Genomic DNA, 22,018 nt, shown 5'->3' with positions numbered 1-22,018 from the left:
TGGTGCGGCCCTTCTCGGCGCCCTTCAGCGCTTCGCCGCCGCCTGCACCTCCGGCAGCTTCGCGATCTGTTCGGCCAGCGCGGCGCCATAGGCCTTGTAGCCGGCGACCGTGAAATGCTGGCCGTCGAATGTGCCCCACTGGCCCGGCCCGGCCAGCTTGGTGCTGTCCACATAGGTGCAGGGGCTGACGATGGTGGACATGAACTTCGACAGCTCATCCACCCGGGCGAAGGTCTTCATGAAGGGCCCGCCTTCGTTGCCCCAGCTAGGCCCGACCCAGAGGCAGGGGATGTTCAGGCTGCGGATCTTGTCCGTGAGCACCGCCACCTGCTCCTCGATTTCCTCACGGGGCATCTGCGGGCGGGCGTAGCCGCCGATGGTATCGGCCATCGCGACCACGATCATGTTCGGCTTCACGCTGGCGACCAGCTGGTCGACGGGCGTGGTGCGGGCCTCGGCGCCGGTTTGCTGGATCACGGGGCCGGACTGGACACGCTGTGCCGTGCCGCAGGAAGCGACCCGTGCGGTAAGCCAGATACTGGGGGGCGAGCCACAGGCCGCAAAGGTGGAGACCCGTGCGCCCTGGCGGATCAGCTCATCCTGCAAGGTGGTGATCAGGTAGTTCTGCATCCCGAAATGGCTGTCGCCGAGGATCAGGAGGCTGAGCCCCGTCAGGAGGGATTGCATCGGTCAGGCTGCTCCGCGGCGCATTCAGGACAGGGGCGCCTCAAAAAACAACTACGATGTAAAAGAATGCGCAACGGATGCAAATCCAGTAAATTGCTATTATTCAGCGGGAGCGGGGCTTGACCCGGTGGCCCGCCGGTGCAGGCGCCGCCCGATCCAGCGCTCCACACCATCCATGTAGGAATAGGCCACCGGTACGAAGACGAGGCTGAGCAGCGTCGATGTCACCAGCCCGCCGATCACCACCAGTGCCATCGGCGAGCGGAATTCGGAATCCGCGCCGATGCCGAGAGCGATATGGGCCATGCCCGCGCACATGGCGATCGTGGTCATGATGATGGGGCGGGCACGCTTGCGCGCCGCTTCCAGGATGGCGGCATCCTTGTCCAGCCCGCGTTCCCGACGCGCCAGGATGGCGTATTCCACCAGCAGGATGGAGTTCTTGGCGACGATGCCCATCAGCATCAGCACGCCGATCACCGCCGAGACGCCCAGCGACTTCTGCGCGATCATCAGCGCCACCAGTGCCCCGCCCAGGGAGAGCGGCAGGGCCGACATGATGGTCAGCGGCTGCAGGAAGCCGCCGAAGAGCAGCACCAGCACCAGGTAGACGATCAGCACGCCCGCCCCCAGCGCCAGCCCGAAGCCGGAGAACAGCTCCCGCATCATCTCGGCATCGCCGATCTCCTGCTGGCGGATGCCGGGGGGCAGGTTCTTCATGATGGGCAGCTGGTTGACCAGCTCGGTCGCGACGCCGAGTGGCAGCCCGTTCAGCTCGGCTTCCACGGTCGCCTTCCGCACGCGGTCCAGCCGGTCGATCTGCGCCGGGCCGGCACCGTGCCGGATCTCCACCAGGCTGCCCAGCGGCACCGCGCCGCCATGGCCCTGCACCCGCAGGGCGCGCAGATGCTCCAGATTGCCGCGCGCCTGCTCATCCAGCATGACGCGGATGGGGATCTGCCGGTCCGGCAGGTTGAAGCGCGCGAGGTTCTGGTCGATGTCGCCGGTGGTGGCGATGCGGATCGTGGCGGCGATGGCACTGGGCGAGACACCGGCATCGGCCACGCGGCTGTCATGCGGCATCACCTGGATCTCCGGGCGCGCGAGGCTGGCCGTGGAACGCGCGCCGGCCAGCTGGGGCAGGGAGCGCATCTGCCGTTCCAGCTCCCGCGCAGCCTCGTTCAGCGCCGTGCCGTCGTCGCCCGCCAGCGTCACCTGCAGCTTCGCGCCGCTCTGACCATCGGCGCCAAAGCGGATGCGCGCGCCGGGCAGCTTCTCCAGCTCCGGCCGCACCGCCGCCTCGAACTGCTGCTGGCTCAGTTCGCGTTTCCTGAGCGGCAGCAGATTGACGATCAGGTTGGCCTGGCGCGGGTCGCCCTCATGGGTGCTGCTGCCCATGGCCATGGCGCCGCTGCTGCTGGTGCCCATGGAGGCGAAGACGGACTGCACCTCCGGCCGCGCCTTCAGGATGCGCGTGGCCGCCTGCACCACCTCCTCGGTCTGGGAGAGGGTGGAGCCGGGCGCCAGCTCGATGGACAGCGCGGAACGGCTGCGGTCGGAGCCGGGGACGAAGTCGCGGGGGATATAGGGCATCAGAGCGATGGAGGCGGCCAGGAAGCCGACGCCCGCCACGACGGTCAGGAAGCGGTGATGCAGGCACCATTGCAGCAGCGGCATGTAGCGGCGACCGAAGAAGCCGGTCGCGTCCTCGTCGTGCCGGCTGTTGCCGGCCTTCAGGAAATGCGCGCCCAGCAGCGGCGTCAGCAGCCGCGCCACCACCAGGGAGAAGGCGACGGCCGCCGCGACCGTCAGGCCGAATTCGCGGAAGAACTGGCCGGGAATGCCGGGCATGAAGGCCACGGGCACGAAGACCGCCAGGATGGTCGCGGTGGTGGCGACGACCGCCAGCCCGATCTCGGCCGAGGCGTCCAGCGCCGCGCGCATGGTGCCGGCCGCCGGATTGGCGCGCAGGTGGCGGACGATGTTCTCGATCTCCACGATCGCGTCGTCGACCAGCACGCCAACCACCAGCGTCAGGCCCAGCAGCGTGACGTTGTTCAGCGAGAAGCCGAAGGCCCACATCACCAGGAAGGTCGGGATGAGCGAGAGCGGCATGGCGATGGAGGCGATCCAGGTCGCGCGCCAGTCGCGCAGGAAGATCCAGACCACCAGCATGGCCAGCGCCGCGCCAACCACCAGGGCCTCCAGCGCCGCGTGGTAGCCGGCCACCACGAAGGTGACGGTGGAGGCCACCTGCCTCAGCTCCACGCCCGGATGCTCGGCCATCAGCCGCCGCACCCGCGCCTCGACGCCCTCGGCCACCGCGACCTCGGAGGAGCCCTTGGTGCGCATGACCTCGAAGCCCACCACCGGGCGGCCATCCAGCCGCGCGGCGCTGCGCACCTCGGCCGTGGCGTCGCTGACCTCGGCCAGGTCGGACAGCCGCGCGGTGCGGCCATTGGGCAGGACGATATTGCGTTGCCGCAGCGCCTCCACGCTCTGGGCGGCGCCCAGGGTGCGGATGGTCTGCTCCGCGCCGCCCAGCGTGCCGCGGCCGCCGGGCAGGTCGATGTTGAGCGCGCGCAGCTGCTCGTTTACCTGCGCGGCGGTGATGCCCAGCGCCAGCATCCGATCCGGCTTCAGCGAGATGCGGATCTCCCGCTCCACGCCGCCGACGCGGTTGATCTCGCCCACGCCGCGCACGGAGAGCAGCGCCTTGGCCACGACATCGTCGACGAACCAGGACAGCTCCGCCTGGTCCATCTCTGGCGCCGCGACGGTATAGGTCATGATCGCGCCGCTGGTGGTCTCGACGCGGGAGATGACGGGCTCGCGGATATCGGCGGGCAGGTCGGTGCGGATGCGCGAGACGCGGTCCCGCACGTCGTTGGTGGCACGGTCGATATTCTTGCCCAGCGCGAATTCGACCATGGTGGTGGAGGTACCGTCCACCACGGTGGAGGTGATGTGCCGCACGTCGCCCAGGCCGGCGACGGCATCCTCCACCCGGCGCGTCACCTGCGTCTCCAGCTCGGACGGCGCGGCGCCGGGCTGCATGACGGTGACGACCACCACCGGCAGGTCGATATCCGGCATGTTGTTGATGCGGAGCATCGGATAGGCCACCAGCCCCGCCACGGTCAGCAGCAGGAAGAGCACGGTGGTGGCCACCGGATTGCGGATGGCCCAGGCGGAGATATTGCGGTGTTCGGGGGCGGCCATGGCTCAGTCCTCCAGCGCCGTGGCAAGCCGCACGCGGTCGCCATCGGCCAGGAAGCCGGCGCCGCGATGCACGACGCGCTCGCCTTCCTTCAGGCCGTCCAGTACTTCCACCACCCCTTCCTGCCGCGCGCCCGCGGTCAGGCGGCGCAGCCGCACATGCTCGCCCTCCAGCACGAAGGCAGCGGCGGCGCCGTCGCGGAAGACCACGGCCTCCTGCGGGATGACGATCGCGCTGCTGGCCTCGGCATGGATTTCGGCGCGGGCGAACATGCCGGGGCGCAGGCCGGAATCGGGGGGCAGGGCGATATGCACGATGCCCAGCCGCGTCTCCGGCGTCACGCCGGGAGCGATGGCGCGGACCTCGCCCGTGATCTCACGCACGCCATGGATCACCCGCGCGGCCTGGCCGGGGGCGATGGTGGCCAGATCCAGCTCCGGCACGCGGGCATCCAGCTCCAGCCGGCCGTCGCGCAGCAGCCGCACCATCTCCTGTCCCACGGCCGTCACGGCGCCGGGCAGCACACCGCGCTTCAGCACGATGCCGTCGAATGGCGCACGCAGCTGCGCCTGGCCCAGCCGCGCCTGCGCCTCGTCCCGCGCCGCGCGGGCGGAGGCGATGCGCGCCTCGGCCTGCCGGGTGGCGGATTGCCGCTGCTCCAGCACCTGGCGCGGCGTATTCTGGGTGCGGGAGAGTTCCACGGCGCGGTTCAGGTCGGCGCGGGCGATGGTGAGCGCCGCCTCCGCCTCGGCCAGCCCCGCCTCCGCCTGTGCGAGCTGGGCGGCGGGTACGGCATCCTCCAGCCGCACCAGCACCTGGCCGGCGGTCACGTGGTCGCCCTCCTCCACCGCGACCTCGGCCACGCGCAGCCCGCCGACCTCGGCGCCCAGCAGCAGCTCCTGCCAGGCCACCACCGATCCATCGCCGGAGACGGCGCGGGCGAGGCTGCGTGACGTGACCGGCACCACGGCAACGGAAAGCGCGGGAGGCGGCTCGGCCTTAGCCGGGGCGGCGGTCTGCGCCGGGGCACGCGGCAGCATGAATTGCCAGGCCGCCAGCCCTGCAGCCAAGACCGCCAGCGCCGCCACGGCCCAGATCCAGGCGCGTCTGGCCGGGGCTTCGGTCGACGAGGTGAAATGCGGTGCGGGGCTGTCGAGCATGGAGTGGTTCTGACTTCTTGCCGTGCCGGCGGAAAAGCCGGCCTTGACGCCTATATGATGTTGTTGACCAAATGGTCAATAAGAGCCACCTTCACTCTCGCACCATGACAGACAGCCCCGACAGCCAGACCCCGCCGCGTCCCGCACGCCTTCCCTCCGCCGAGCGGCAGGCCCTGATCCTGGAAGCTGCCCTGGAGGAATTCGCGGCACGGGGCTTCGCCGGGGCACGCATGGCGGCCGTCGCCAGCCGGGCCGGCGTGACCAAGGGGCTGCTCTATCACTACTTCCCCGGCGGGAAGCCGGACCTGTTCCAGAGTGTCGTCACCGCCTGCGTGGAGCCGGCGCTGGCGGAAGCGCGGCAGATGACGGGAAGTTTCCAGGGCACGGCGCGGGAGCTTCTGACCGCGCTGATGGAGATCGGTTACGCGCGGGTGGCGGCCGAGAAGCAGCAGCACCGGATCCTGATGAAGCTGCTGCTGACCGAGGCCGATCACTTCCCGGAACTGTCCGGCCTCTATCGCGATGTCGTCCTCCAGCCGGCGATGCGGGTGCTGGAGGCTGTGCTGCGGGCCGGGGCTGCCAACGGCGAGTTCCGCCCCGGCGTGCTGGAGGAGCCGGGGCTGGCGCATGTTCTGCTGGCACCGGTGATGATGGGCTCCGTCTGGCATCTGCTGCTGGGGCCGGCGGACGCGCCTGACCTCGATGCCATGCGCGCCGCGCATCTGGACCTGATGCTGCGGGCGCTGCTGGCCTGAGCCGGCGGAAGGGCGGTCAGCCCACCGCGCGGCGCGCGATCACCGGTTGCCCTGCTGCCGGTCCGGCCGTGCCTCCGGTGTGACCTGCCGCATTTCCAGCGAGGGCGCCTCGGTCGTCGTGCCCAGGGGCGAGGGGTTGTTGCCGCTGGGCCGCTCGGGCTGAGAGGCGCTGTTGCCTGAGTTGCCGCCCGGCCGGGTGGGGCCGGCGCTGCTGTTGGCGGTGCCGCTGGACGGGTTCGGCACGGTGTCGGTGGGTGGCTGGGTGATGGTGCGCTGCGGCTCGTTACCCTGGGCGAGGGCGGGACCGGCCAGCCCCAGCGTGGCGGCGGTCATCAGGGCGAAAGCGGCATGCCGCATGGGAATTCTCCTCCAGCGTTAGGGCGCCAGATGGCGCCATCCTGCCGTAGGAACCTCCATGCGGGCCGCCGGGTTGCCCTGTCGTGCCCACCGCCAGCTAAAGCGGTGGCACCGTCAGGGTGGCGCGCCCGCCATGGGCGGTGGACCAGGCAACGGGATCCTGCAGGAAAAGCGCCATCTCCGCACGGTCCTCGGCATCCATGCCGGCATCGCTGCCCAGCGCCAGCACATCGGCCCAGGTGGCCAGCGGGTGCAGCGTCAGGCCCAGCCGCGCCAGCCGTTCCGCGCCGCCAGGAAAGGCGCCGTGATGGAAGATGCAGAAAGCCTGGTTCACCTCGGCCCCCGCCGCGCGCAGGCCCCGCGCGAAAGCGAGCTTGCTGCTGCCGTCGGTGGTCAGGTCGTCCACCAGCAGCACGCGCTGCCCATCCACCCCGCCGCCCTCGACCTGGGCGTTGCGGCCGATGCCCAGGGGGCGCTTGCGGACATAGCGCAGCGGCTTGTCGAGCGCCTCCGCTAGCCAGGAAGCCCAGGGAATGCCGGCGGTCTCGGCCCCGGCGATGATGTCGAAGCTGGCGGGGTCGAGGCTTTCGGCGGCCATGCGGGTGATGGCGCGGCGCCATTCCGGCCGGTCGATCAGCAGGCGGCAATCGACATAGACCGGGCTGGCCCAGCCGGCGGCGAGCACGAATGGCTGCTCCCGGCTGACCTGGATGGCGCCGGCCTCGAGCAGCAGGCGGGCGGTCTCGGCCCCGGTCTGCCCAGCCGGGCCGGGCGGCGCGGCCATCATGCCGCCACCTCATGCAGGGTCCGGGCCATCAGTTCCGTGCCCAGGAGGAAATCATCCATCTCCATCGCCTCCTTCGGGTTGTGCGAACCATGCTCGTTCCGCACGAAGATCATGCCGCTCGGGATGCCCGCCTGGGCGAAGACCGCCGCGTCATGGCCGGCGCCGGAGGGGATCGGCTCATCCGGCAGGCCCATGTCGCGCAGCCCGGCACGCAGCCGTTCGGCCAGAGCTTCATCCATCCGCGCGGGTGCCGTGTCCAGCCTGCGGTCGAAACGAAATTGCACGCCACGCTCCTCGCCGATGCCGGCGCATTCGGAAAGGAAGAGGTCGTAGAAGGCTTCCAGCACCTCGGCGCTCTGGCTGCGTGCCTCGAAGGAGAAGCGGACCAGACCGGGGATGCGGGCCAGGGCGTGCTCGGCGGGGTCGGTTCCGATGACGCCGCAGGTCACCACCAGGTCCCGGCCTCGCTCCAGCAGGGTGCGCCAGTGGCGGTCCAGCCGCGTGATCAGCTCGGCCACCGCGAAGACCGCGTCGCGGCGCAGCCAGCGCGGCACGGCGCCGGAATGCCCGGCCTCGCCGATGCATTCCACCGTGCGGTGACGGACGTTGCCGCGGATGCCCGTGACGACGGAGAGCGGGATCTTGCGGGCCACCAGCACCGGGCCCTGCTCGATATGCAGTTCCAGCCAGCAGGCGAGGGAGGCGGGGTCCAGCAGCTTCTCCCCCCGCGCCACGCGCCCGGCCTCCACGCCCGCATCGCGCATGCAGTCCAGCATCGGCCGCCCCGTGACGACATGCGGCATGGTGAGATCCGCCCCGGAAAGCCGGCCGAAGAGGGCGGAGGAGCCCATATAGGCCCGCCCGAACCAGGCACTCTCCTCCCCGCGCAGGGCATAGACGGCAATGCCGCGCCGGGGCCTGAAGCCCTGCGCCTGGAAGCTCTTCAGCGCCAGCAGCCCGGCGATTACGCCGGCCGCGCCATCGAAATTGCCGCCCTGCGGCACGGAATCGAGATGCGAGCCACAGGCGGCCAGCGGGAGGGAGGGATCGCTGCCCGGCATCGTCATCACGAGATTGGCGCCGGCATCCCGGTGAGTCTCCAGCCCCAGCGCGCGGGCTTCCTCCTCGATGAGGTCGAGCGCCACGGATTCCCCGTGGCCATAGCTTTCACGGGTGATGCCGACACCGTCATGGCCGGCGGCGCGCAGCCGCTCGAAAAGACGGATGGCCATATCGCGGTCGGGGGTCATGCTGCGGAGGATTCCAGGCGAGAGTCTTCGGCGTGGCGCAGGGCGCCGGTGAGATCGGCCACCCGGGCGATGCCCCGGCCGGCGCAGAAGCGGTCCAGGCCCTCGATCACCTCGGTCATGGCCTGCGGGTTGAGGAAGGTGGCGGTGCCGACCTGCACGGCGCTGGCGCCCGCCAGCATGAATTCCGCCGCGTCCTCGGCGGTCGAGACGCCACCGCAGCCGATGATGGGGATGCGCGCCACCCGCGCGCACTGAAAGACCTGACGCAGCACGATGGGCTTGATGCAGGGGCCGGAGAGGCCGCCCATCACATTGCCCAGGCTGGGGCGGAAGCTGCGGAGGTCGATGGACATGCCGAGGATGGTATTGGCCACCACCAGCGCATCGGCCCCCGCAGCCTCGGCGGCCAGGGCGACCTCGGCGATGTCGCCGGTATTGGGGGTGAGCTTGGCCCAGAGGGGCAGGGTGGTCGCCGCGCGCATCCGCCGGATCACCGCCTCGGTCGAGGCGGCGCGCATGGCGAAGGCGCGGCCATCCTCCTCGATATTCGGGCAGGAGATATTGGCCTCGATGGCCGCGACGCCTGGCACGCTGACCTCGGAGGCGAGGCTGGCGAAGCCCTCCACCGTGGGCGCGGAGATGCTGACCACCAGCGGCGGTCCCCATTCCCGGTAGAGCGGCAGGGTCTTCTCCAGGAAATGGGACAGGCCCTTGGAAGGGATGCCGATGGCGTTCAGCATCCCGCCCTGCACCTCGGCCACGCGGGGCAGTGCATTCCCGTCCCGCAGCTCGCGCGTGATGGTCTTGGTGACGATGGCGCCGAGGCGGGAGAGGTCCATCACCTGCCCCAGCCCCTCGGCGAAGGTGCCGGAGGCCGGCATCACCGGATTGGCCAGCTTCAAATCGCCGATGCGAACGGACATGTCCGTCATGCCACGGCCTCCAGCATGTCGAAGACGGGGCCGTCCCAGCAGACGCGCCGGTGCACCGTCTTCCCGTCCACCGAGAAATCCCTGACGCAGCAGAAGCACATCCCGAGGCCGCAGGCCATCTGTTGCTCCATCGCGACCTGTCCCGGCAGGCCGAATTCCCGCGCCAGCCCCTGCTGCAGCCGCAGCAGCCGGGCGGAGCCGCAGGTGAAGAAGGCATCGCAGCGGCCTTGGGCGATCAGCCCGCGCAGCATGGCCTCCACCGCCGCGGGCGCGCTGGTGCCGTCATGGTCATGCACGGCCAGCACCGAGGCCCCGTGCTGCCGGAACAATTCGTCGGAGAGCATCAGTTCCGGCCGCCGCGCGCTGAGGACGGCGGTGACGCCGATGCCCATGCCGCGCGCCATCCGTGCCAGCGGCCCGAGCGTCGCCAGCCCCACGCCGCGCCCGACCACCACGATGTCGCGCCAGGACGGATTGAGGATGAAGCCATGGCCCAGCGGACCCAGGATATCCAGCCGCTCCCCCACCCGCAGCGTGGCCAGGCCGCGCGTGCCGGCGCCCGTCACCTTGTAGAGGAATTCCACCGTGCCCGCCTCGGCATCGGCGCCGTAGAGGCTCATGGGGCGGCGGAGGAAAGGGGCCTCCCCGGGCGGGGCGGGGCAGAGCAGCTGGAAGAACTGGCCGGGCCGTGCCGCCGCCGCCGTGGCGTCGGTCCGCAGCACGAGGTGGCGGTACTCGGCGTTCACGGCATCATGCGCCAGCACCAGGGCGGCCTGCTGGGAAACCGGTTTCGGCTGCGCGGGGGCAGGGTGAGGCATGCGGCGTCCTCTACTTGAGGGATTCGCTTAGGACGCGCCGGGCGCGCTAGAAAGAAGAAGATTTCGCGCAAGCCGATGCCGGATCGGCAGCAGGAGGGGTGCCGCTTGGCCCGGGACACGACGCCGCGCAATCCGCGCATCCATGCCGCCGCCATCCACTACTTCGACGCCGTGCGGCGCGCGGGCTCGATCCGGGAGGCGGCGCGGCGACTGAACATCGCCTCCTCCGCCGTCAACCGGCAGATCCTGAAGCTGGAGGCTGAGATCGGCTCCCCGCTGTTCGAGCGCCTGCCGGGCGGGCTGCGCCTGACCGCGGCGGGGGAGGTGCTGGCCCGCCACGTCCTGACGGTGCTGCGGGATGTGGAGCGGGTGCGTTCCGACCTCGACGCACTGGAGGGGCTGCGGGCCGGCCATGTGGAGCTGGTGACGCTGGAAGGGTGCTGCCACCGCATCGTACCCGCCGCCATCGCCGCGTTGCATGAGCGGCATCCGCGCATCAGCATCGGTGCCCGGTTGCTGGAGAGCGCCGCCATCCCCGCCGCCATCCTGACCGGCGAGGCGCATCTCGGTCTGGCCTTCGAGGTCCGGCGCCGGCCGGAACTGCGGCAGTTGAGCACAGTGCCCCTGCCACTGGGCCTGGTGGTGCGGAGGGATTCGCCGCTGGCCGGAAAACCCTTCGCCACGCTGCGCGACTGCGCCGGCCTGCCGCTGGTGCTGCCGCGCGAGAACTTCGCCAATCGCGACCAGTTGCAACCGCTGCTGTTCCAGGCCGGGCTGAGCCTGCAGGGGCAGGTTGAGGCGGGATCGATCGAGTTGATGCGGCAGCTGGTGCTGTGCGGACTGGGCGTGGCCTTCATGACCCGTGTGGGACTTGAGGCGGAGCTGGAGGCCGGGCGGCTGGCGCATGTGCCGCTGCGCCATGGCAACCGCCCCGTGACAAGCGAACTCGGGCTCTATGCCGGCGCCGGCCAGGCGCATTCCGGCGCGGTGGAGGCCTTCGCGCGGCAGATCGTCGCGCAGCTTGGACTTTGCGTATATGGGGCTGACGAATCCTGCTATGAGGAGCCGCCAGGAAAATAGTTACACCGCCCCAGCTTCTGTCCAGCGTCCCTCTGCCCGAGACCGGATGAATGATGATGCGTGCAGCCTTCGCATGTTCGGACAATCTGGTTTTCTTCCCCGCCGGAGCGGACGGCATGCCGGCTCTGATCCGGGACTTCGACTGGGCTGCCACGCCGCTCGGCCAGATCCGGAACTGGCCCGGGACATTGAGGGCCACGCTCAGCTTCATGCTGGAAGCCCCGCTGCCGCTGGTGCTGCTCTGGGGCGAGCAGGGCATCCTGCTGTATAACGATGCCTATCACTACCTGGGCATTTTATGATGAGGTGACAGGAACCTGCGTCGGCAGTGCGGACATCGGATCGGCGTGACGAGATGGCTGAACAGGCGGTCGAGAATGGCGCGTCGCACGGCGGGCAGGCTTGGTGAGGGTGGCGGGCCCGGCATTGGGGGCCGCATTTTCCCCCCGCCTCGTCCGGCGGTGCGCGGCGAGGCGGAGGTGCTGCAGGTAGGCACAGGCGATGCAGCTCATCAACGCGTGTCGGTGCAGGCCTGTCCAGGACCGTCCCTCGAAGTGGCCGAGCCCGAGTTCCTGCTTCAGCTGCTGGTGCGCCTGTTCGCAGATCCAGCGTCCTTTGATGGTGGCCGCCAGCGCCCGCAGCGGTGTGTCGGCGGACAGGTTGCTCAGATAGTACTTCCGCTCGCCGCTAGAGCGCCATTCGCCGACCAGCCAGGCTTCATCACCCGGCAGATGCCGGTTGTTGCCCCAAACCGCGCCGTCGCCCACCCGGATGCGCGCCGCGGCGAACCGGGCCGCCAATGCGCCCTTGGTACCCTGCCGCCAGGCGATGCGGCGCCAGGTTTGCGAGGCCAACACCCTCTCCGCCTCTGCTGGCTCTTCGTTCGGCACTGGCTTACGAGCCCGTCCCTGCGGCGGCACCAGCTGCACGGCGGCGCTGTAGACCTTCTGGTTGCGCGGGATGCCCACCGCCCAGCGCAGATCCCGAGCATCCAGGCCCTGCCGGAACGCCGCACTTGCGCCATAGCCCGCATCGGCCAGCACAGTGCCGAACCGCACGCCCGCCGCCCTCAGCCGGTCGAGTTCGTCCAGTGCGATTTCGGCCTTGGTTCGCGGCGCCATCGCCGCCTCCGGCACGCCTGCCTGGGCACAGCGTGCAGGGTCATCGGTCCACTTCTCCGGCAGGAACAGCCGTAGACCGACCGGAACAGGCACCTCGCCCTGTGCCAGGGTGAGCGACACCAGCGATTGGCAATTGGCCTTCTTGCCGAGTTGGCCGCAGTACTGCGGCAGCACGCCGACTGACATCGTGCCTTTCTTAGGCAGCGCCGTGTCATCGATCACCAGCCAAGCCTGCGGACCGCCGACCAGCTTGTCGGCCTGCTGCGCCAGCACCGACCACAGCGGCGCATCATCCCAGGCGGGGCTGGCGATGAAGTGCTGCAGCTGGTCGTGGCCGCCCAAGCCAAGCCGGGCGGCCATCGGCTGCAGGCTCTTGCGCTCGCCGGGTCCGAGCAGACCCCGCAGGTAGAGCGGTGCCCAGGTGCGGCGGGTCTTGCGCCCCAGAACCTCCAGGAACGGCGCTAGCCAGCGATCCAGATCTGCTCCACCACCAAGGATGCTCGTCATCATCGTCGCCTCCAGCAGGAGGCGTCGCACACCATCAGATCATACGCAAACAAAATGCCCAGGTAGTGCTATGCACGGTTCGCCGGCAACCGCCATCCGGAAATCCTGGGCCTGCCTGTCACCGAGGCCTGGCCGGAGGGGGCGGAGTTCAGCCGTAATGTACTCAGCAAGTGCCTCGGGGGCGGCACGCTCTCCTACACCGACCAGCATTTCGTGCTGCACCGGGGAAGCGAGCCTGAGGAGGTATGGCTGGACCTGCATTACAGCAGTGTGCGGGACCGGCGGAACCGGGTGGCGGGCGTGCTGGGGGTGGTCATGGAGACCACCGGCCGCGTCAGGCTGGAGCAGCAGAAGCAGATCGCCGGCCGCGCGCTGCGGGAGAGCGAGGCGCAGCTTCAGGCGCTGACGGCCGCGCTGCCGCAGCTGATCTGGACCGCGGATGCCGAGGGCCGGTATGACTATTTCAACGAGCGCTGGCAGGAATTCACCGGGCTGCCGGCGCATGGCACCGATATCGCCGCCTGGCTGAGCGCCGTGCATCCCGACGACCGCGCGGCCGCCGAGGCGAACTGGCGCCGCGCGGTCGAGACGGGGCAGGGCTACCAGAGCGAATACCGCCTGCGCCGCGCCGATGGCGCCTGGCGCTGGTTCCTGCGCCGCGCCCTGCCGGTGCGGGACGAGACGAGCGGCGAGGTGATCCGCTGGCTCGGCACCTGCACGGATATCGAGCACACCGTCCGGGCACGCGACATGCTGCGCCAGAGCGCGCAGGATCTGGAAGCGCGGGTGCGGCAACGCACGCGGGAGCTGGAGGCCGAGCAGCGGGAGCGGCAGCGCGCCGAGGCGCAGTTGCAACAGGCGCAGAATATGGAGGCGCTGGGCAACCTGACCGGCGGCGTGGCGCATGACTTCAACAATCTGTTGCAGGTCATCCGCGGCAGCCTGGAGTTGCTGGAGCGTGAGCTGGAACAGCGGCGGCAGCCCACCACGCGGCTGGAGAAGGCGATCAGCGCGGTGGATCGTGGCGCCCGGCTGGCGTCCCAGCTCCTGGCCTTCGCGCGGCGCCAGCCCCTGCGGCCGCGCGTGGTCAATATCGGCAGCTTCGTGCTGGGGCTGGACGACATGCTGCGGCGCAGCCTGGGCGAGCAGGTGGATATCGAGACGATCATCGCCCCCGGCCTCTGGAACACGCTGGTGGACCCGAGCCAGGTCGAGAACGCGCTGCTGAACCTGGCCATCAACGCGCGGGACGCGATGGGCGGCAGCGGCCGGCTGACCATCGGGCTCGGCAACACGGTGCTCGACCAGTCCTATGCCCGGCAGCATCCGGACGCCGAGCCCGGCGACTACGTGATGCTGACGGTGACGGATACCGGCTGCGGCATGCCGCCGGAGGTGGTGGAAAAGATCTTCGAGCCCTTCTTCACCACCAAGCCGGAAGGCAAGGGCACCGGGCTGGGCCTTTCCATGGTCTATGGCTTCGTCCGCCAGTCCGGGGGGCATGTGCGGGTGATCAGCGAACCCGGCCGGGGTTCCACCATCCACCTCTACCTGCCCCGCTGCGACGCGCCGGCGGAGGAGGATGAGGCCGTGCCGGATACCGTCGCCGGGGGGCGTGAGACGATACTGGTCGTGGAGGATGACGAGGCGGTGCGAGAGGTCGTGGTCGATATGCTCTCCTGCCTGGGCTACACCGTGCTGCGCGCCAATGATGCCCAGGGTGCCCTGGCTATCATCGAGAGTGGCATCAGGCTCGACCTGCTCTTCACCGATGTCGTCATGCCCGGCCCGATGCGGAGCACCGAACTGGTGCGCCGGGCGCGGGAACTGCAGCCGCGGATGGGCGTGCTCTTCACCTCCGGCTATGCCGAGAATGGCATCGCCCGTGGCGGCCGGCTGGATGAGGGGGTGGAGCTACTGAGCAAGCCTTATTCCCAGCAGGCGCTGGCCCGGAAGATCCGCCACGTCCTTTCCAACCAGGCGCAGCGGAATGCCGGCCTGCAGGCGACCCGCCGCCAGGGGAAGCAGGCCCGGGGCCCCGGAGGCCTTTGACCCCACGCCCATAAGAGTGCAGAGAAGGGCAGGGCCATCATGGGCAGCGCCTGGCTGCCCCTCGGCCGTTTGTTGGGGTTGCGACGGACTTGGAAACTCTCGCGAGGTTAGAAACGGGAATCCCGGGCCTGGACACCGTGTTGAAGGGTGGTCTGCTGGCCGGATCCTCCTACATCGTCCAGGGGCGGCCCGGCTCGGGCAAGACCATCCTGGCCAACCAGATCGCCTTCCATCACGCGCGACAGGGTGGGCGGGTGCTCTTCGCGACGCTGCTGTCCGAATCGCATGAGCGGCTCTTCCACTTCCTCTCCAGCCTGAGCTTCTTCTCGCGGGAGAGGATCGGCAACGAAATCCAGTTCGTCAGCGCCTTCGATACCCTCGAGAGCGAGGGGCTGGACGAGGTGGTGAAGCTGCTGCGGCGGGAGATCGCGCGGCAGCGTGCCTCGGTGCTGGTGGTGGACGGCGTGCTCAATGCGCGCTCCCGCGCCGACAACACATTGGATACCAAGAAATTCATCGCGGAACTGCAGGGGCATGCCGCCTTCGCTGGCTGCACCGTGCTGCTGCTGACCAGCGCCCGGATGGACGACTCGAGCCCCGAGCACACGATGGTCGATGGCGTCATCGAGCTGGGCGAGGATCTGGTGGGGGTTCGCTCCATCCGCCGGCTGCATCTGCGGAAAACGCGCGGCAGCGGCGCGATCGGGGGGCTGCATAATTTCAGGATCACGCCGGATGGCATTGTCGTGCATCCGCGGCTGGAAGCCGTGCTGGGCAGCAGGCCGAACTCTGATGATCCGGAGCCGGGCGACGAGCGGGTGAGCAGCGGCGTCCAGGACCTGGACAAGATGACCGGCGGGGGGCTGCAGCGCAATTCCGCGACCCTGGTGATCGGTCCGTCCGGGACCGCCAAGACCAGCCTGGGGCTGAACTTCATCACGCAATGCACGATGCAGGAGCCGGGGCTGATCTTCGGCTTCTACGAGACGGCCGGGCGCCTGCAGCGCAAGGCCGAGCGGATGGGGCTCGACCTGCGGCAGAAGATGGAATCCGGTGCCGTCCGCCTGATGTGGCAGCCGGCGGCGGAGCATCTGATGGATGAACTGGGCTACCGCCTGCTGGATGCGGTGCGCCAGGGCGGCTACCGGCGGGTCATGATCGACAGCCTGGGCGCCATCGCACGCACCGTTCTCGACCAGAGCCGGCGGCTGGAATTCTTCGCAGCTCTCATCAACGAGTTGCGCGCGATGGGGACCTCCGTCACGGCGAGCTGGGAAATCCGTGACATGTTCGATGCCAATGCCCATGCGCCAGCCATGGAGCTTTCCAGCATCTTCGACAACCTGTTGCTGGTGCGGCTCGTCGAGGTGCGCTCGGAACTCCGCCGGGTCTTCTCGGTCATCAAGGTCAGGGACAGCGGCTTCGAGCCTTCGCTCCGCGAGCTCGTGATCACGGATCACGGCATCCGGCTGTCCCGGGCCTTCGAGAGCATGAGCACGATCACGACGGGAACGCTCAACTCCGGACCGGGGAACTGACCGCGCAAGCGTTCAGTGGGGCAGGCCGGCACATGACGACGATCCTGGTGGTCGATGACGAATTCCTGATCGCAGATGTGCTGTCCTTCGCACTGGAGGATGAAGGGTTCATGGCCGTCCGCGCCAGCAACGGGCGGAAGGGGCTGGATGTCTTCCAGCGGGACAGGCCCGCGCTGGTCATCACGGATTTCATGATGCCTGTAATGAACGGCCTGGAATTCGCCCAGGCGATACAGGAGCGGACGGATGGCGACCCGCCGCCGATCATCCTGATGAGTGGCGCGCAAGCCGATATCGCGCGGCAGAACGCGCATCTCTTCGCCGCCGTCTTCGACAAGCCGTTCCGGGTGTCGGAGATCGTGGATGCCGTTATCGCGCTGGTCGGCCGCCCCGGCGGCTGAGCGCTTTCCGTGGCCGGCCCGCCACGACGGTGCGCCGCGGGATCAACGCCATGCCGTGCTCATCATGACGTCCAGCGCCCGGACGATACGCTCCTCCTCTTGCTCCAGGGAAGCCACCGGGTCGCCCAGGACGGCGGCCGGAACATTCGTGACCTGGAGAGGATCCAGTACCACACCCTCGCCACCGATGATGAAGCGTGGCCCGATGTCGCTCTCCGGTGGGGCGAAGCTCCTGGCGGAGATGAGGGGGACCACGACACGCCGGCCGGAGTGCCGGAAGCGGTTGGACTGGACCACCAATACATAGGGGATCACGGCCTTGTTCCGGCCGGGGTTCCGGAAGACCCCGAACTGTTGTGGCATCAGAGGGTGGAGAATTCGTCGGCGAGCGTGCCGTGCCGGGCGACGAACAGGTTGCTGGCCTCGATATGCTGGTCGATCCGCCGCTCTTTCTCGCGCTGGGCTGCTCCGGCCTCGGCTACGAACTGCGCGAGCAGGTGCTCGACCGTATCGGAGAGATTGTCGGTCAGCACGCGGGCCTGATCCACGAGATCGACATTGAGGGTCATGTTGACGCGCCGCTTGGGCGCGTTCGCATCGTAAGGCATCGGCGCCTCCATGTAGATGCGTATTGATACGCATCAATGAGAGCGGGTTTCAAGACATATGCTTCGCGCCTCTTATATTACATAACATATCTTATGCGCTTAAGGCTGGATAGTTGTTGCAGTTCTTTACATATCAGTAACAGCGATATCGAAAAACGTTCCTGAACTCCTGAAAAAGAAAGATTTCCTTCTCCGGTATGCCCTTTGCTTGGCTTGCTTCGCCCGAAGCCAGCGCGTCCTGGGCTTTGGGTCAAGCAATGGAGGAAACAGTGAACTTCCCCTCTTCGACAGGCCGGCGGGCCGGCATCCTGGTGGTGTCGGTTTTCGCCTTCGCGCTGCAATGCACGGCAGCCTCGGCCGCCAGCATCCTCTTCGTTGGCAACAGCTTCACCTATGGCGACCCAGCCGGCGCAGCGCCGCCGACGGTGCAGGCCTACCGGCCCGGTACGGTCACTGACCTCAACGGCACGGGCATCGGCGGTGTCCCCGCTCTCTTCAAGGCTTTCACGCTGCAGGCCGGCCTGGACTACGATGTCAGCCTGGAGACCCAGGGTGGTTCAGGCCTGGATTTCCACTGGAACAACCGGCGCAGTCTGATCGACCAACCCTGGGACCATGTGGTGCTGCAAAGCTACAGCACCCTGGACGTGACGGACCCCGGCAACCCGGCCAAGCTGATCGAATATTCCGCGCTGTTCGCGGATCTGCTGACAGCGCGGAACCCGGATGTCGATATCAGCCTGATGGCTACCTGGTCCCGCGCCGACCAGACTTACCGCCCCACCGGCGCCTGGTATGGCCAGCCGATCAGCGCCATGTATCAGGATGTCCAGGCCGGCTACGAGGCCGCCAAGGCGAATTCGCCGGAGATCGACCGTGTCATCACCGTGGGTGGGGCATGGAACAGGGCGATGGAGACCGGCTTCGCCGACCCCAATCCCTATGACGGCATCGCGCCCGGCCAGGTAAGCCTCTGGGCGCCGGACAATTATCACGCCAGCGTCTTCGGCTATTACCTGGAAGCCTTGATGGTCTTCGGCAGCATCACAGGGCTGGACCCGCTCAGCCTGGGCCTGGAGGAATATGTGGCCGCCGATCTGGGCATTACCCCGGAACAGGCCCTTGCCCTGCAGCGGATCGCACATGACCAGCTGGCGGTCCCGGTGCCTGAGCCCTCCGCCCTGCTGCTGCTGGCCCCGGCCCTGCTGGCGCTGGTCTGGTCGCGCCGGCGCGGCAGCCCTGCCCTGGCGGCGTAGATACCGGCCCCGGGACCGCTTGGCGCGGCCCGGGGCTTTCCGGACCCGTGGCTGCCTCAGGCGGCGTCCGCCCGCAGCAGCCCCACCCGGCGCAGCACATCCGCCAGGGCCTGGGCTGCCTGCTCGATCTCGGCATCGCCATGGCGCGGCGTGGCCGTGAAGCGCAGCCGCTCGGTCCCGCGCGGCACCGTCGGGTAGTTGATGGGCGTCACATAGAGCCCGTGATCTTCCAGCAGCATCTGGCTGACGCGGCGGCACAGCGCGGCATCGCCCACCGGCACCGGCACTATATGGCTGACCGAAGGCATGGGCTCGACGCCCACGGCGCGGAAGGCGGCCTTCAGCCGGGCGGCGCGCTCGGCATGGCGCGCCCGCAGCGCCTTTGCGCCCTTCACGTACCGCACGCTGGCCAGGGCCGCGGCGGCCAGGGCCGGCGGCAGGGACGTGGTGAAGATGAAGCCGGCCGCAGCCGAGCGCAGGTAGTCCACGATCTCCGCCCCTGCCGCCACGTAGCCGCCATGGCAGCCAAAGGCCTTGGCCAGCGTGCCCTGGACGATGTCGATCTGGTCCAGAATGCCGTCGCGCTCGGCCACGCCGGCACCGGTCGGGCCATACATCCCGACGGCATGCACCTCGTCCAGATAGCTCAAGGCGCCGTATTTCCGGCAGAGTGCCGCCAGCTCGGCCAGCGGGCCGATATCGCCATCCATGGAATAGACGGACTCGAAGGCCACCAGCTTGTTCACCGCCGGGTCGGCGGCCGCCAGCAGCTCCTCCAGATGCGCCACGTCATTATGGCGGAAGATGCTCTTGTGCCGGGCATTCTTCATGCCGGCGATCATGGAGTTGTGGTTCTTCTCGTCCGAGAAGACCTGCCAGTTACCGCCCATGCTGGCGAGGATGGTGCCCAGCGCCGCCTGATTGGCCACGTAGCCGGAGGTGAAGACCAGTGCCGCGTCCTTCTGGTGCAGCGTGGCGAGCTCCCGCTCCAGCGCCTCATGCAGCGGCGTATTGCCAGAGATGTTGCGCGTGCCGCCGGAGCCGACGCCATGCATCTCCACCGCACGGATCGCCGCATCGGCCAGAATGTCGGAACCGCCAAGTCCGAGATAGTCATTGGAGGACCAGACGATAATCTCCCGCCCCTCGGCGTCAGTATAGCGCGGAAAGTCGCTGCGGGATTTGTAGAGGGCCGCGAAGCTGCGATAGCGCCCCTCGGCCTTCATGCGGGCGAGTTCGTCTCGGCAATAATTCTGGAAGGGATGCAAGACGGCCTCCGCCAACTGAGTCAGGGAACCAGAATTAAACCCGGCTTGCAGGAATGTCATCCGCTTCACCTCTTCGTGCCGCGCACAGCACAGATCAGCAATCCCGTCGGGGCAAGGCTGCATCGCTTGTAGTCATGTCCTCATCGATTTAATTAGCAAGCTAACATTTTATCGATGGATCACGACTTTGTCCGTGCATGAAGCTTTCGGGGCTGAGTTGCGGCGCGTCTTCTTTCGCTGGCGCGGCTGCTTCGATGCGGAGTTGCGGGCCTCCGGCCAGACCCTGGCCCGCGCCCGTGTGCTGGCGCTGCTGGCGCATGAGCGCGACGGGATGCCGCAGAGGGAATTGGCCGCGCAGCTTTCGATCGAGAACCCGACCCTGGTGCGGCTGCTCGATGGCCTGGAGAGGCAGGGTCTCGTCGCCCGCCTGCCGGAAGCCGGGGACCGCCGTGCCAAGCGCGTCGCGCTGACCGCCGCTGCTGCCCCCGTGGCGGCCGAGGTGACCGGTATCTCCGAGGGGCTGCGCGCGCGCGTGCTGGCGGGTATCGACGAGGCCGAGCTGGCGACGGCGCTGAAGGTGCTGCGCGCCATCAGCGCCAATCTGGATGCCCTCGCCGGGGAGGCCGGCCGATGAGCGGCGCGGCAGACCCGCCGGCCCCGCTCCCCGCCTCGCTGCCGCGCATCTTCGTCTACTTCCTGGCCTCCCTGCTCTTTGGCCTGACCTCTGGCCTCAGCAGCAACCTGTTCACCGCCAATCTTCTGGCGGCGCAGGCGCAGTTCGGCGCCACGACCAACGAGGTGCTGTGGCTATCGGCCGCCTTCTCCGCCACCAATGCAACGGCCACGCTGCTGCTGTGGAAGTTCCGCACGCAATACGGCATCCGCATCTTCGCTGAGCTGGGGCTGGGCTTCTTCGTTCTGGTCTCCCTGCTGCATCTCTTCACGGATGACCTGAACGCGGCGGTGGTGCTGCGCGGGGTAGCCGGCTTCGCCACGGCGCCGCTGGGTACACTGGCCTTCCTCTACATGCTGGAGCCCCTGCCCCCGTCACAAAAGCTGTCCTCCGGCCTCGCGCTCGGCCTGATGGGAACGCAGCTGTCGATGCCGCTGGCGCGGGTCATCTCGCCCGATCTGCTGCAGCTCGACCTCTGGCACGGGCTGAACGTGCTGGAGCTGGGACTGGCCATGCTCAGCTTCGCCGTGATCTATCTTCTGCCGATCACGCCGCCGCCCCGCGCCAAGGTCTTCGACAGGGTCGATATCCTTTCCCTGCCGCTGCTGGCACTCGGCTGCGGTCTGCTCTCGGTCGCCCTCACCCTGGGCCGCTATTACTGGTGGCTGGAAGCGCCCTGGCTGGGCGTGACCCTGGCCGGTGGTATTGGCGCGCTGACGCTGGTGCTGCTGATCGAGATGAACCGCGCGCAGCCGCTGCTGCATCTGCATTTCCTCTCGTCGCTGAACATGATCGCCTTCGGCGGCTCGATGCTGATCCTCCGCTGCGTGATGGCGGAGCAGAGCACGGGCATGGTCGGCTTCTTCCAGAATCTCGGCCTGCTCAACGACCACATGACCGGGCTTTTCTGGGTGATCACGGCGGCGACGCTGGCAGGCTCTCTTGCCGTTGCCTGCATCAACAAGCCGCATCGGGCGGAGGGCATCCACCTCGTCGCCCTGCTGCTGATCGCCGCCGGCGCCTGGATGGACAGCCAGTCCACCAGCCTGACGCGGCCGCAGGATCTTTATCTCTCCCAGGCGATGATGGGCTTCGGCGCCGCCATCTTCCTGCCGGCCGCCACCTCCTGGAGCTTCACCTATCTCATCCGCACCGGCATGCAGTATCTGCCGAGCTTCCTGGCGGTGTTCCTCGTCTCGCAGAATTTCGGCGGCCTGCTCGGCTCGGCGGGGCTCGGCACGCTGCTGGTCTATCGCGAGAAGTTCCATTCCAGCGAGATCGTGCAGTCGCTGACGCTGCAGAACCCGGCCGTGGCGTCCCGCATCCAGCAGTACAGCGGCGTCCATGCCGGCACGCTGGGCGACCCGGCGCTGCGCGGCGCCGAAGGCAATGCGATGCTGGCGCAGGTCGCCAGCCGGGAATCCTATGTGCTGGCCTATAACGATGTCTTCCTGACCGTGTCCGTCATGGCCATGGCCGCCATCGTGCTTTTGCTGGCGCACATGCTCTTCAAGCGGCTGCGCGGCCGCGAGACCCAGGCCGCCTGAG

The 22,018-nt window shown here is 68.5% G+C and carries 21 protein-coding genes; 9 read left to right on the top strand and 12 right to left on the bottom strand.

Translation table 11 applies throughout. From position 1 onward, the window contains the following. Positions 1-24 precede the first annotated feature (24 nt). The 3 genes from IAI58_RS21410 to IAI58_RS21400 form a co-directional block, all read right to left on the bottom strand. On the bottom strand, positions 25-687 hold the full coding sequence (locus IAI58_RS21410; protein ID WP_207448432.1) for an SGNH/GDSL hydrolase family protein: 663 nt from the start codon (positions 685-687) through the stop codon (positions 25-27). A 99-nt stretch (positions 688-786) separates the two neighbouring features. Next, on the bottom strand, positions 787-3,909 hold the full coding sequence (locus IAI58_RS21405) for an efflux RND transporter permease subunit (RefSeq protein ID WP_207448434.1): 3,123 nt from the start codon (positions 3,907-3,909) through the stop codon (positions 787-789). A 3-nt stretch (positions 3,910-3,912) separates the two neighbouring features. Next, positions 3,913-5,067: an efflux RND transporter periplasmic adaptor subunit gene (locus IAI58_RS21400; RefSeq protein ID WP_207448435.1), complete on the bottom strand. Its 1,155-nt coding sequence runs from the start codon at positions 5,065-5,067 to the stop codon at positions 3,913-3,915. Positions 5,068-5,171: 104 nt separating this feature from the next. Here IAI58_RS21400 and IAI58_RS21395 point away from each other — a divergent pair, with 104 nt between their 5' ends. After that, positions 5,172-5,822: a TetR/AcrR family transcriptional regulator gene (locus IAI58_RS21395; RefSeq protein WP_207448436.1), complete on the top strand. Its 651-nt coding sequence runs from the start codon at positions 5,172-5,174 to the stop codon at positions 5,820-5,822. A gap of 39 nt (positions 5,823-5,861) precedes the next feature. Here IAI58_RS21395 and IAI58_RS21390 read toward each other — a convergent pair whose 3' ends face one another. The 5 genes from IAI58_RS21390 to IAI58_RS21370 all read right to left on the bottom strand — a co-directional run bounded on the left by IAI58_RS21390 (position 5,862) and on the right by IAI58_RS21370 (position 9,966). Continuing rightward, the gene (locus tag IAI58_RS21390) at positions 5,862-6,179 is read right to left on the bottom strand and encodes a hypothetical protein (protein WP_207448437.1); all 318 of its coding nucleotides are present in this window, start codon (positions 6,177-6,179) and stop codon (positions 5,862-5,864) included. A gap of 97 nt (positions 6,180-6,276) precedes the next feature. Beyond that, positions 6,277-6,966, bottom strand: a complete 690-nt coding sequence (locus IAI58_RS21385) for an orotate phosphoribosyltransferase (protein WP_237182504.1) — start codon at positions 6,964-6,966, stop codon at positions 6,277-6,279. Continuing rightward, a complete protein-coding gene (locus IAI58_RS21380; protein WP_207448438.1) occupies positions 6,963-8,216 on the bottom strand; it encodes a Zn-dependent hydrolase in 1,254 nt (417 codons plus the stop codon). Before IAI58_RS21380 ends, IAI58_RS21385 begins: the two co-directional genes overlap by 4 nt. Then, on the bottom strand, positions 8,213-9,148 hold the full coding sequence (locus IAI58_RS21375; protein ID WP_207448439.1) for a dihydroorotate dehydrogenase: 936 nt from the start codon (positions 9,146-9,148) through the stop codon (positions 8,213-8,215). The genes IAI58_RS21380 and IAI58_RS21375 overlap by 4 nt, the downstream gene beginning before the upstream one ends. Further along, positions 9,145-9,966 carry a dihydroorotate dehydrogenase electron transfer subunit gene (locus IAI58_RS21370; RefSeq protein ID WP_207448440.1) on the bottom strand — a complete coding sequence of 274 codons (822 nt, stop codon included), beginning with the start codon at positions 9,964-9,966 and terminating at the stop codon, positions 9,145-9,147. Before IAI58_RS21370 ends, IAI58_RS21375 begins: the two co-directional genes overlap by 4 nt. 105 nt (positions 9,967-10,071) lie before the next feature. Between IAI58_RS21370 and IAI58_RS21365 the strand changes: the two genes are divergently transcribed. Further along, positions 10,072-11,046 carry a LysR family transcriptional regulator gene (locus tag IAI58_RS21365; protein ID WP_237182505.1) on the top strand — a complete coding sequence of 325 codons (975 nt, stop codon included), beginning with the start codon at positions 10,072-10,074 and terminating at the stop codon, positions 11,044-11,046. A gap of 116 nt (positions 11,047-11,162) precedes the next feature. Beyond that, a complete protein-coding gene (locus IAI58_RS21360) occupies positions 11,163-11,348 on the top strand; it encodes a hypothetical protein (protein ID WP_207448444.1) in 186 nt (61 codons plus the stop codon). Here the strand turns inward: IAI58_RS21360 and IAI58_RS21355 are convergent. After that, entirely contained in the window at positions 11,343-12,674 is a 1,332-nt protein-coding gene (locus IAI58_RS21355) for an IS701 family transposase (RefSeq protein WP_208776159.1), read from the bottom strand. The genes IAI58_RS21360 and IAI58_RS21355 overlap by 6 nt on opposite strands. A 213-nt stretch (positions 12,675-12,887) precedes the next feature. On the opposite strand from IAI58_RS21355, the gene IAI58_RS21350 reads away from it, so the two are divergent. The 3 genes from IAI58_RS21350 (at position 12,888) to IAI58_RS21340 (ending at position 16,665) form a co-directional block, all read left to right on the top strand. Next, a complete protein-coding gene (locus IAI58_RS21350; RefSeq protein WP_208776302.1) occupies positions 12,888-14,726 on the top strand; it encodes a hybrid sensor histidine kinase/response regulator in 1,839 nt (612 codons plus the stop codon). A gap of 89 nt (positions 14,727-14,815) precedes the next feature. Then, positions 14,816-16,264, top strand: coding sequence for an ATPase domain-containing protein (locus IAI58_RS21345; protein ID WP_207450828.1), 1,449 nt, complete (start codon positions 14,816-14,818; stop codon positions 16,262-16,264). A gap of 32 nt (positions 16,265-16,296) precedes the next feature. Further along, on the top strand, positions 16,297-16,665 hold the full coding sequence (locus IAI58_RS21340) for a response regulator (protein ID WP_207450829.1): 369 nt from the start codon (positions 16,297-16,299) through the stop codon (positions 16,663-16,665). 42 nt (positions 16,666-16,707) lie between these two features. On the opposite strand, the gene IAI58_RS21335 is transcribed toward IAI58_RS21340, so the two are convergent. After that, positions 16,708-17,028, bottom strand: a complete 321-nt coding sequence (locus IAI58_RS21335; protein WP_207450831.1) for a CcdB family protein — start codon at positions 17,026-17,028, stop codon at positions 16,708-16,710. Next, positions 17,028-17,273 (bottom strand): type II toxin-antitoxin system CcdA family antitoxin, encoded by a 246-nt coding sequence (locus tag IAI58_RS21330; RefSeq protein WP_207450833.1) that lies wholly within the window; start codon positions 17,271-17,273, stop codon positions 17,028-17,030. The genes IAI58_RS21335 and IAI58_RS21330 overlap by 1 nt, the downstream gene beginning before the upstream one ends. A 269-nt stretch (positions 17,274-17,542) precedes the next feature. Between IAI58_RS21330 and IAI58_RS21325 the strand changes: the two genes are divergently transcribed. Next, the gene (locus tag IAI58_RS21325; protein ID WP_237182982.1) at positions 17,543-18,529 is read left to right on the top strand and encodes an SGNH/GDSL hydrolase family protein; all 987 of its coding nucleotides are present in this window, start codon (positions 17,543-17,545) and stop codon (positions 18,527-18,529) included. A gap of 56 nt (positions 18,530-18,585) precedes the next feature. On the opposite strand, the gene hemA is transcribed toward IAI58_RS21325, so the two are convergent. Beyond that, on the bottom strand, positions 18,586-19,797 hold the full coding sequence (gene hemA / locus IAI58_RS21320; RefSeq protein WP_207450835.1) for a 5-aminolevulinate synthase: 1,212 nt from the start codon (positions 19,795-19,797) through the stop codon (positions 18,586-18,588). Positions 19,798-19,990: 193 nt separating this feature from the next. Between hemA and IAI58_RS21315 the strand changes: the two genes are divergently transcribed. Together IAI58_RS21315 and IAI58_RS21310 are read left to right on the top strand one after the other, a co-directional pair. After that, positions 19,991-20,431 carry a MarR family winged helix-turn-helix transcriptional regulator gene (locus IAI58_RS21315; protein ID WP_207450837.1) on the top strand — a complete coding sequence of 147 codons (441 nt, stop codon included), beginning with the start codon at positions 19,991-19,993 and terminating at the stop codon, positions 20,429-20,431. Further along, positions 20,428-22,017 carry an MFS transporter gene (locus tag IAI58_RS21310; protein ID WP_207450839.1) on the top strand — a complete coding sequence of 530 codons (1,590 nt, stop codon included), beginning with the start codon at positions 20,428-20,430 and terminating at the stop codon, positions 22,015-22,017. Before IAI58_RS21315 ends, IAI58_RS21310 begins: the two co-directional genes overlap by 4 nt. The last annotated feature ends 1 nt before the right edge of the window (position 22,018 follow it).

This window comes from Roseomonas marmotae (assembly GCF_017654485.1).
Taxonomy (GTDB): Bacteria; Pseudomonadota; Alphaproteobacteria; order Acetobacterales; family Acetobacteraceae; genus Pseudoroseomonas; species Pseudoroseomonas marmotae.
This window is presented reverse-complemented; position numbering and strand designations above follow the sequence as displayed.

Bases quoted from the DNA above. Each gene is read 5' to 3' on its own strand.
- IAI58_RS21390 (WP_207448437.1), bottom strand. From the start codon at position 6,179: ATGCGGCATGCCGCTTTCGCCCTGATGACCGCCGCCACGCTGGGGCTG.
- IAI58_RS21380 (WP_207448438.1), bottom strand. From the start codon at position 8,216: ATGACCCCCGACCGCGATATGGCCATCCGTCTTTTCGAGCGGCTGCGC.
- IAI58_RS21395 (WP_207448436.1), top strand. From the start codon at position 5,172: ATGACAGACAGCCCCGACAGCCAGACCCCGCCGCGTCCCGCACGCCTT.
- IAI58_RS21370 (WP_207448440.1), bottom strand. From the start codon at position 9,966: ATGCCTCACCCTGCCCCCGCGCAGCCGAAACCGGTTTCCCAGCAGGCC.
- IAI58_RS21355 (WP_208776159.1), bottom strand. From the start codon at position 12,674: ATGACGAGCATCCTTGGTGGTGGAGCAGATCTGGATCGCTGGCTAGCG.
- IAI58_RS21310 (WP_207450839.1), top strand. From the start codon at position 20,428: ATGAGCGGCGCGGCAGACCCGCCGGCCCCGCTCCCCGCCTCGCTGCCG.
- IAI58_RS21340 (WP_207450829.1), top strand. From the start codon at position 16,297: ATGACGACGATCCTGGTGGTCGATGACGAATTCCTGATCGCAGATGTG.
- IAI58_RS21335 (WP_207450831.1), bottom strand. From the start codon at position 17,028: ATGCCACAACAGTTCGGGGTCTTCCGGAACCCCGGCCGGAACAAGGCC.
- IAI58_RS21405 (WP_207448434.1), bottom strand. From the start codon at position 3,909: ATGGCCGCCCCCGAACACCGCAATATCTCCGCCTGGGCCATCCGCAAT.
- IAI58_RS21385 (WP_237182504.1), bottom strand. From the start codon at position 6,966: ATGATGGCCGCGCCGCCCGGCCCGGCTGGGCAGACCGGGGCCGAGACC.
- IAI58_RS21410 (WP_207448432.1), bottom strand. From the start codon at position 687: ATGCAATCCCTCCTGACGGGGCTCAGCCTCCTGATCCTCGGCGACAGC.
- IAI58_RS21400 (WP_207448435.1), bottom strand. From the start codon at position 5,067: ATGCTCGACAGCCCCGCACCGCATTTCACCTCGTCGACCGAAGCCCCG.
- IAI58_RS21330 (WP_207450833.1), bottom strand. From the start codon at position 17,273: ATGCCTTACGATGCGAACGCGCCCAAGCGGCGCGTCAACATGACCCTC.
- IAI58_RS21360 (WP_207448444.1), top strand. From the start codon at position 11,163: ATGCCGGCTCTGATCCGGGACTTCGACTGGGCTGCCACGCCGCTCGGC.
- IAI58_RS21375 (WP_207448439.1), bottom strand. From the start codon at position 9,148: ATGACGGACATGTCCGTTCGCATCGGCGATTTGAAGCTGGCCAATCCG.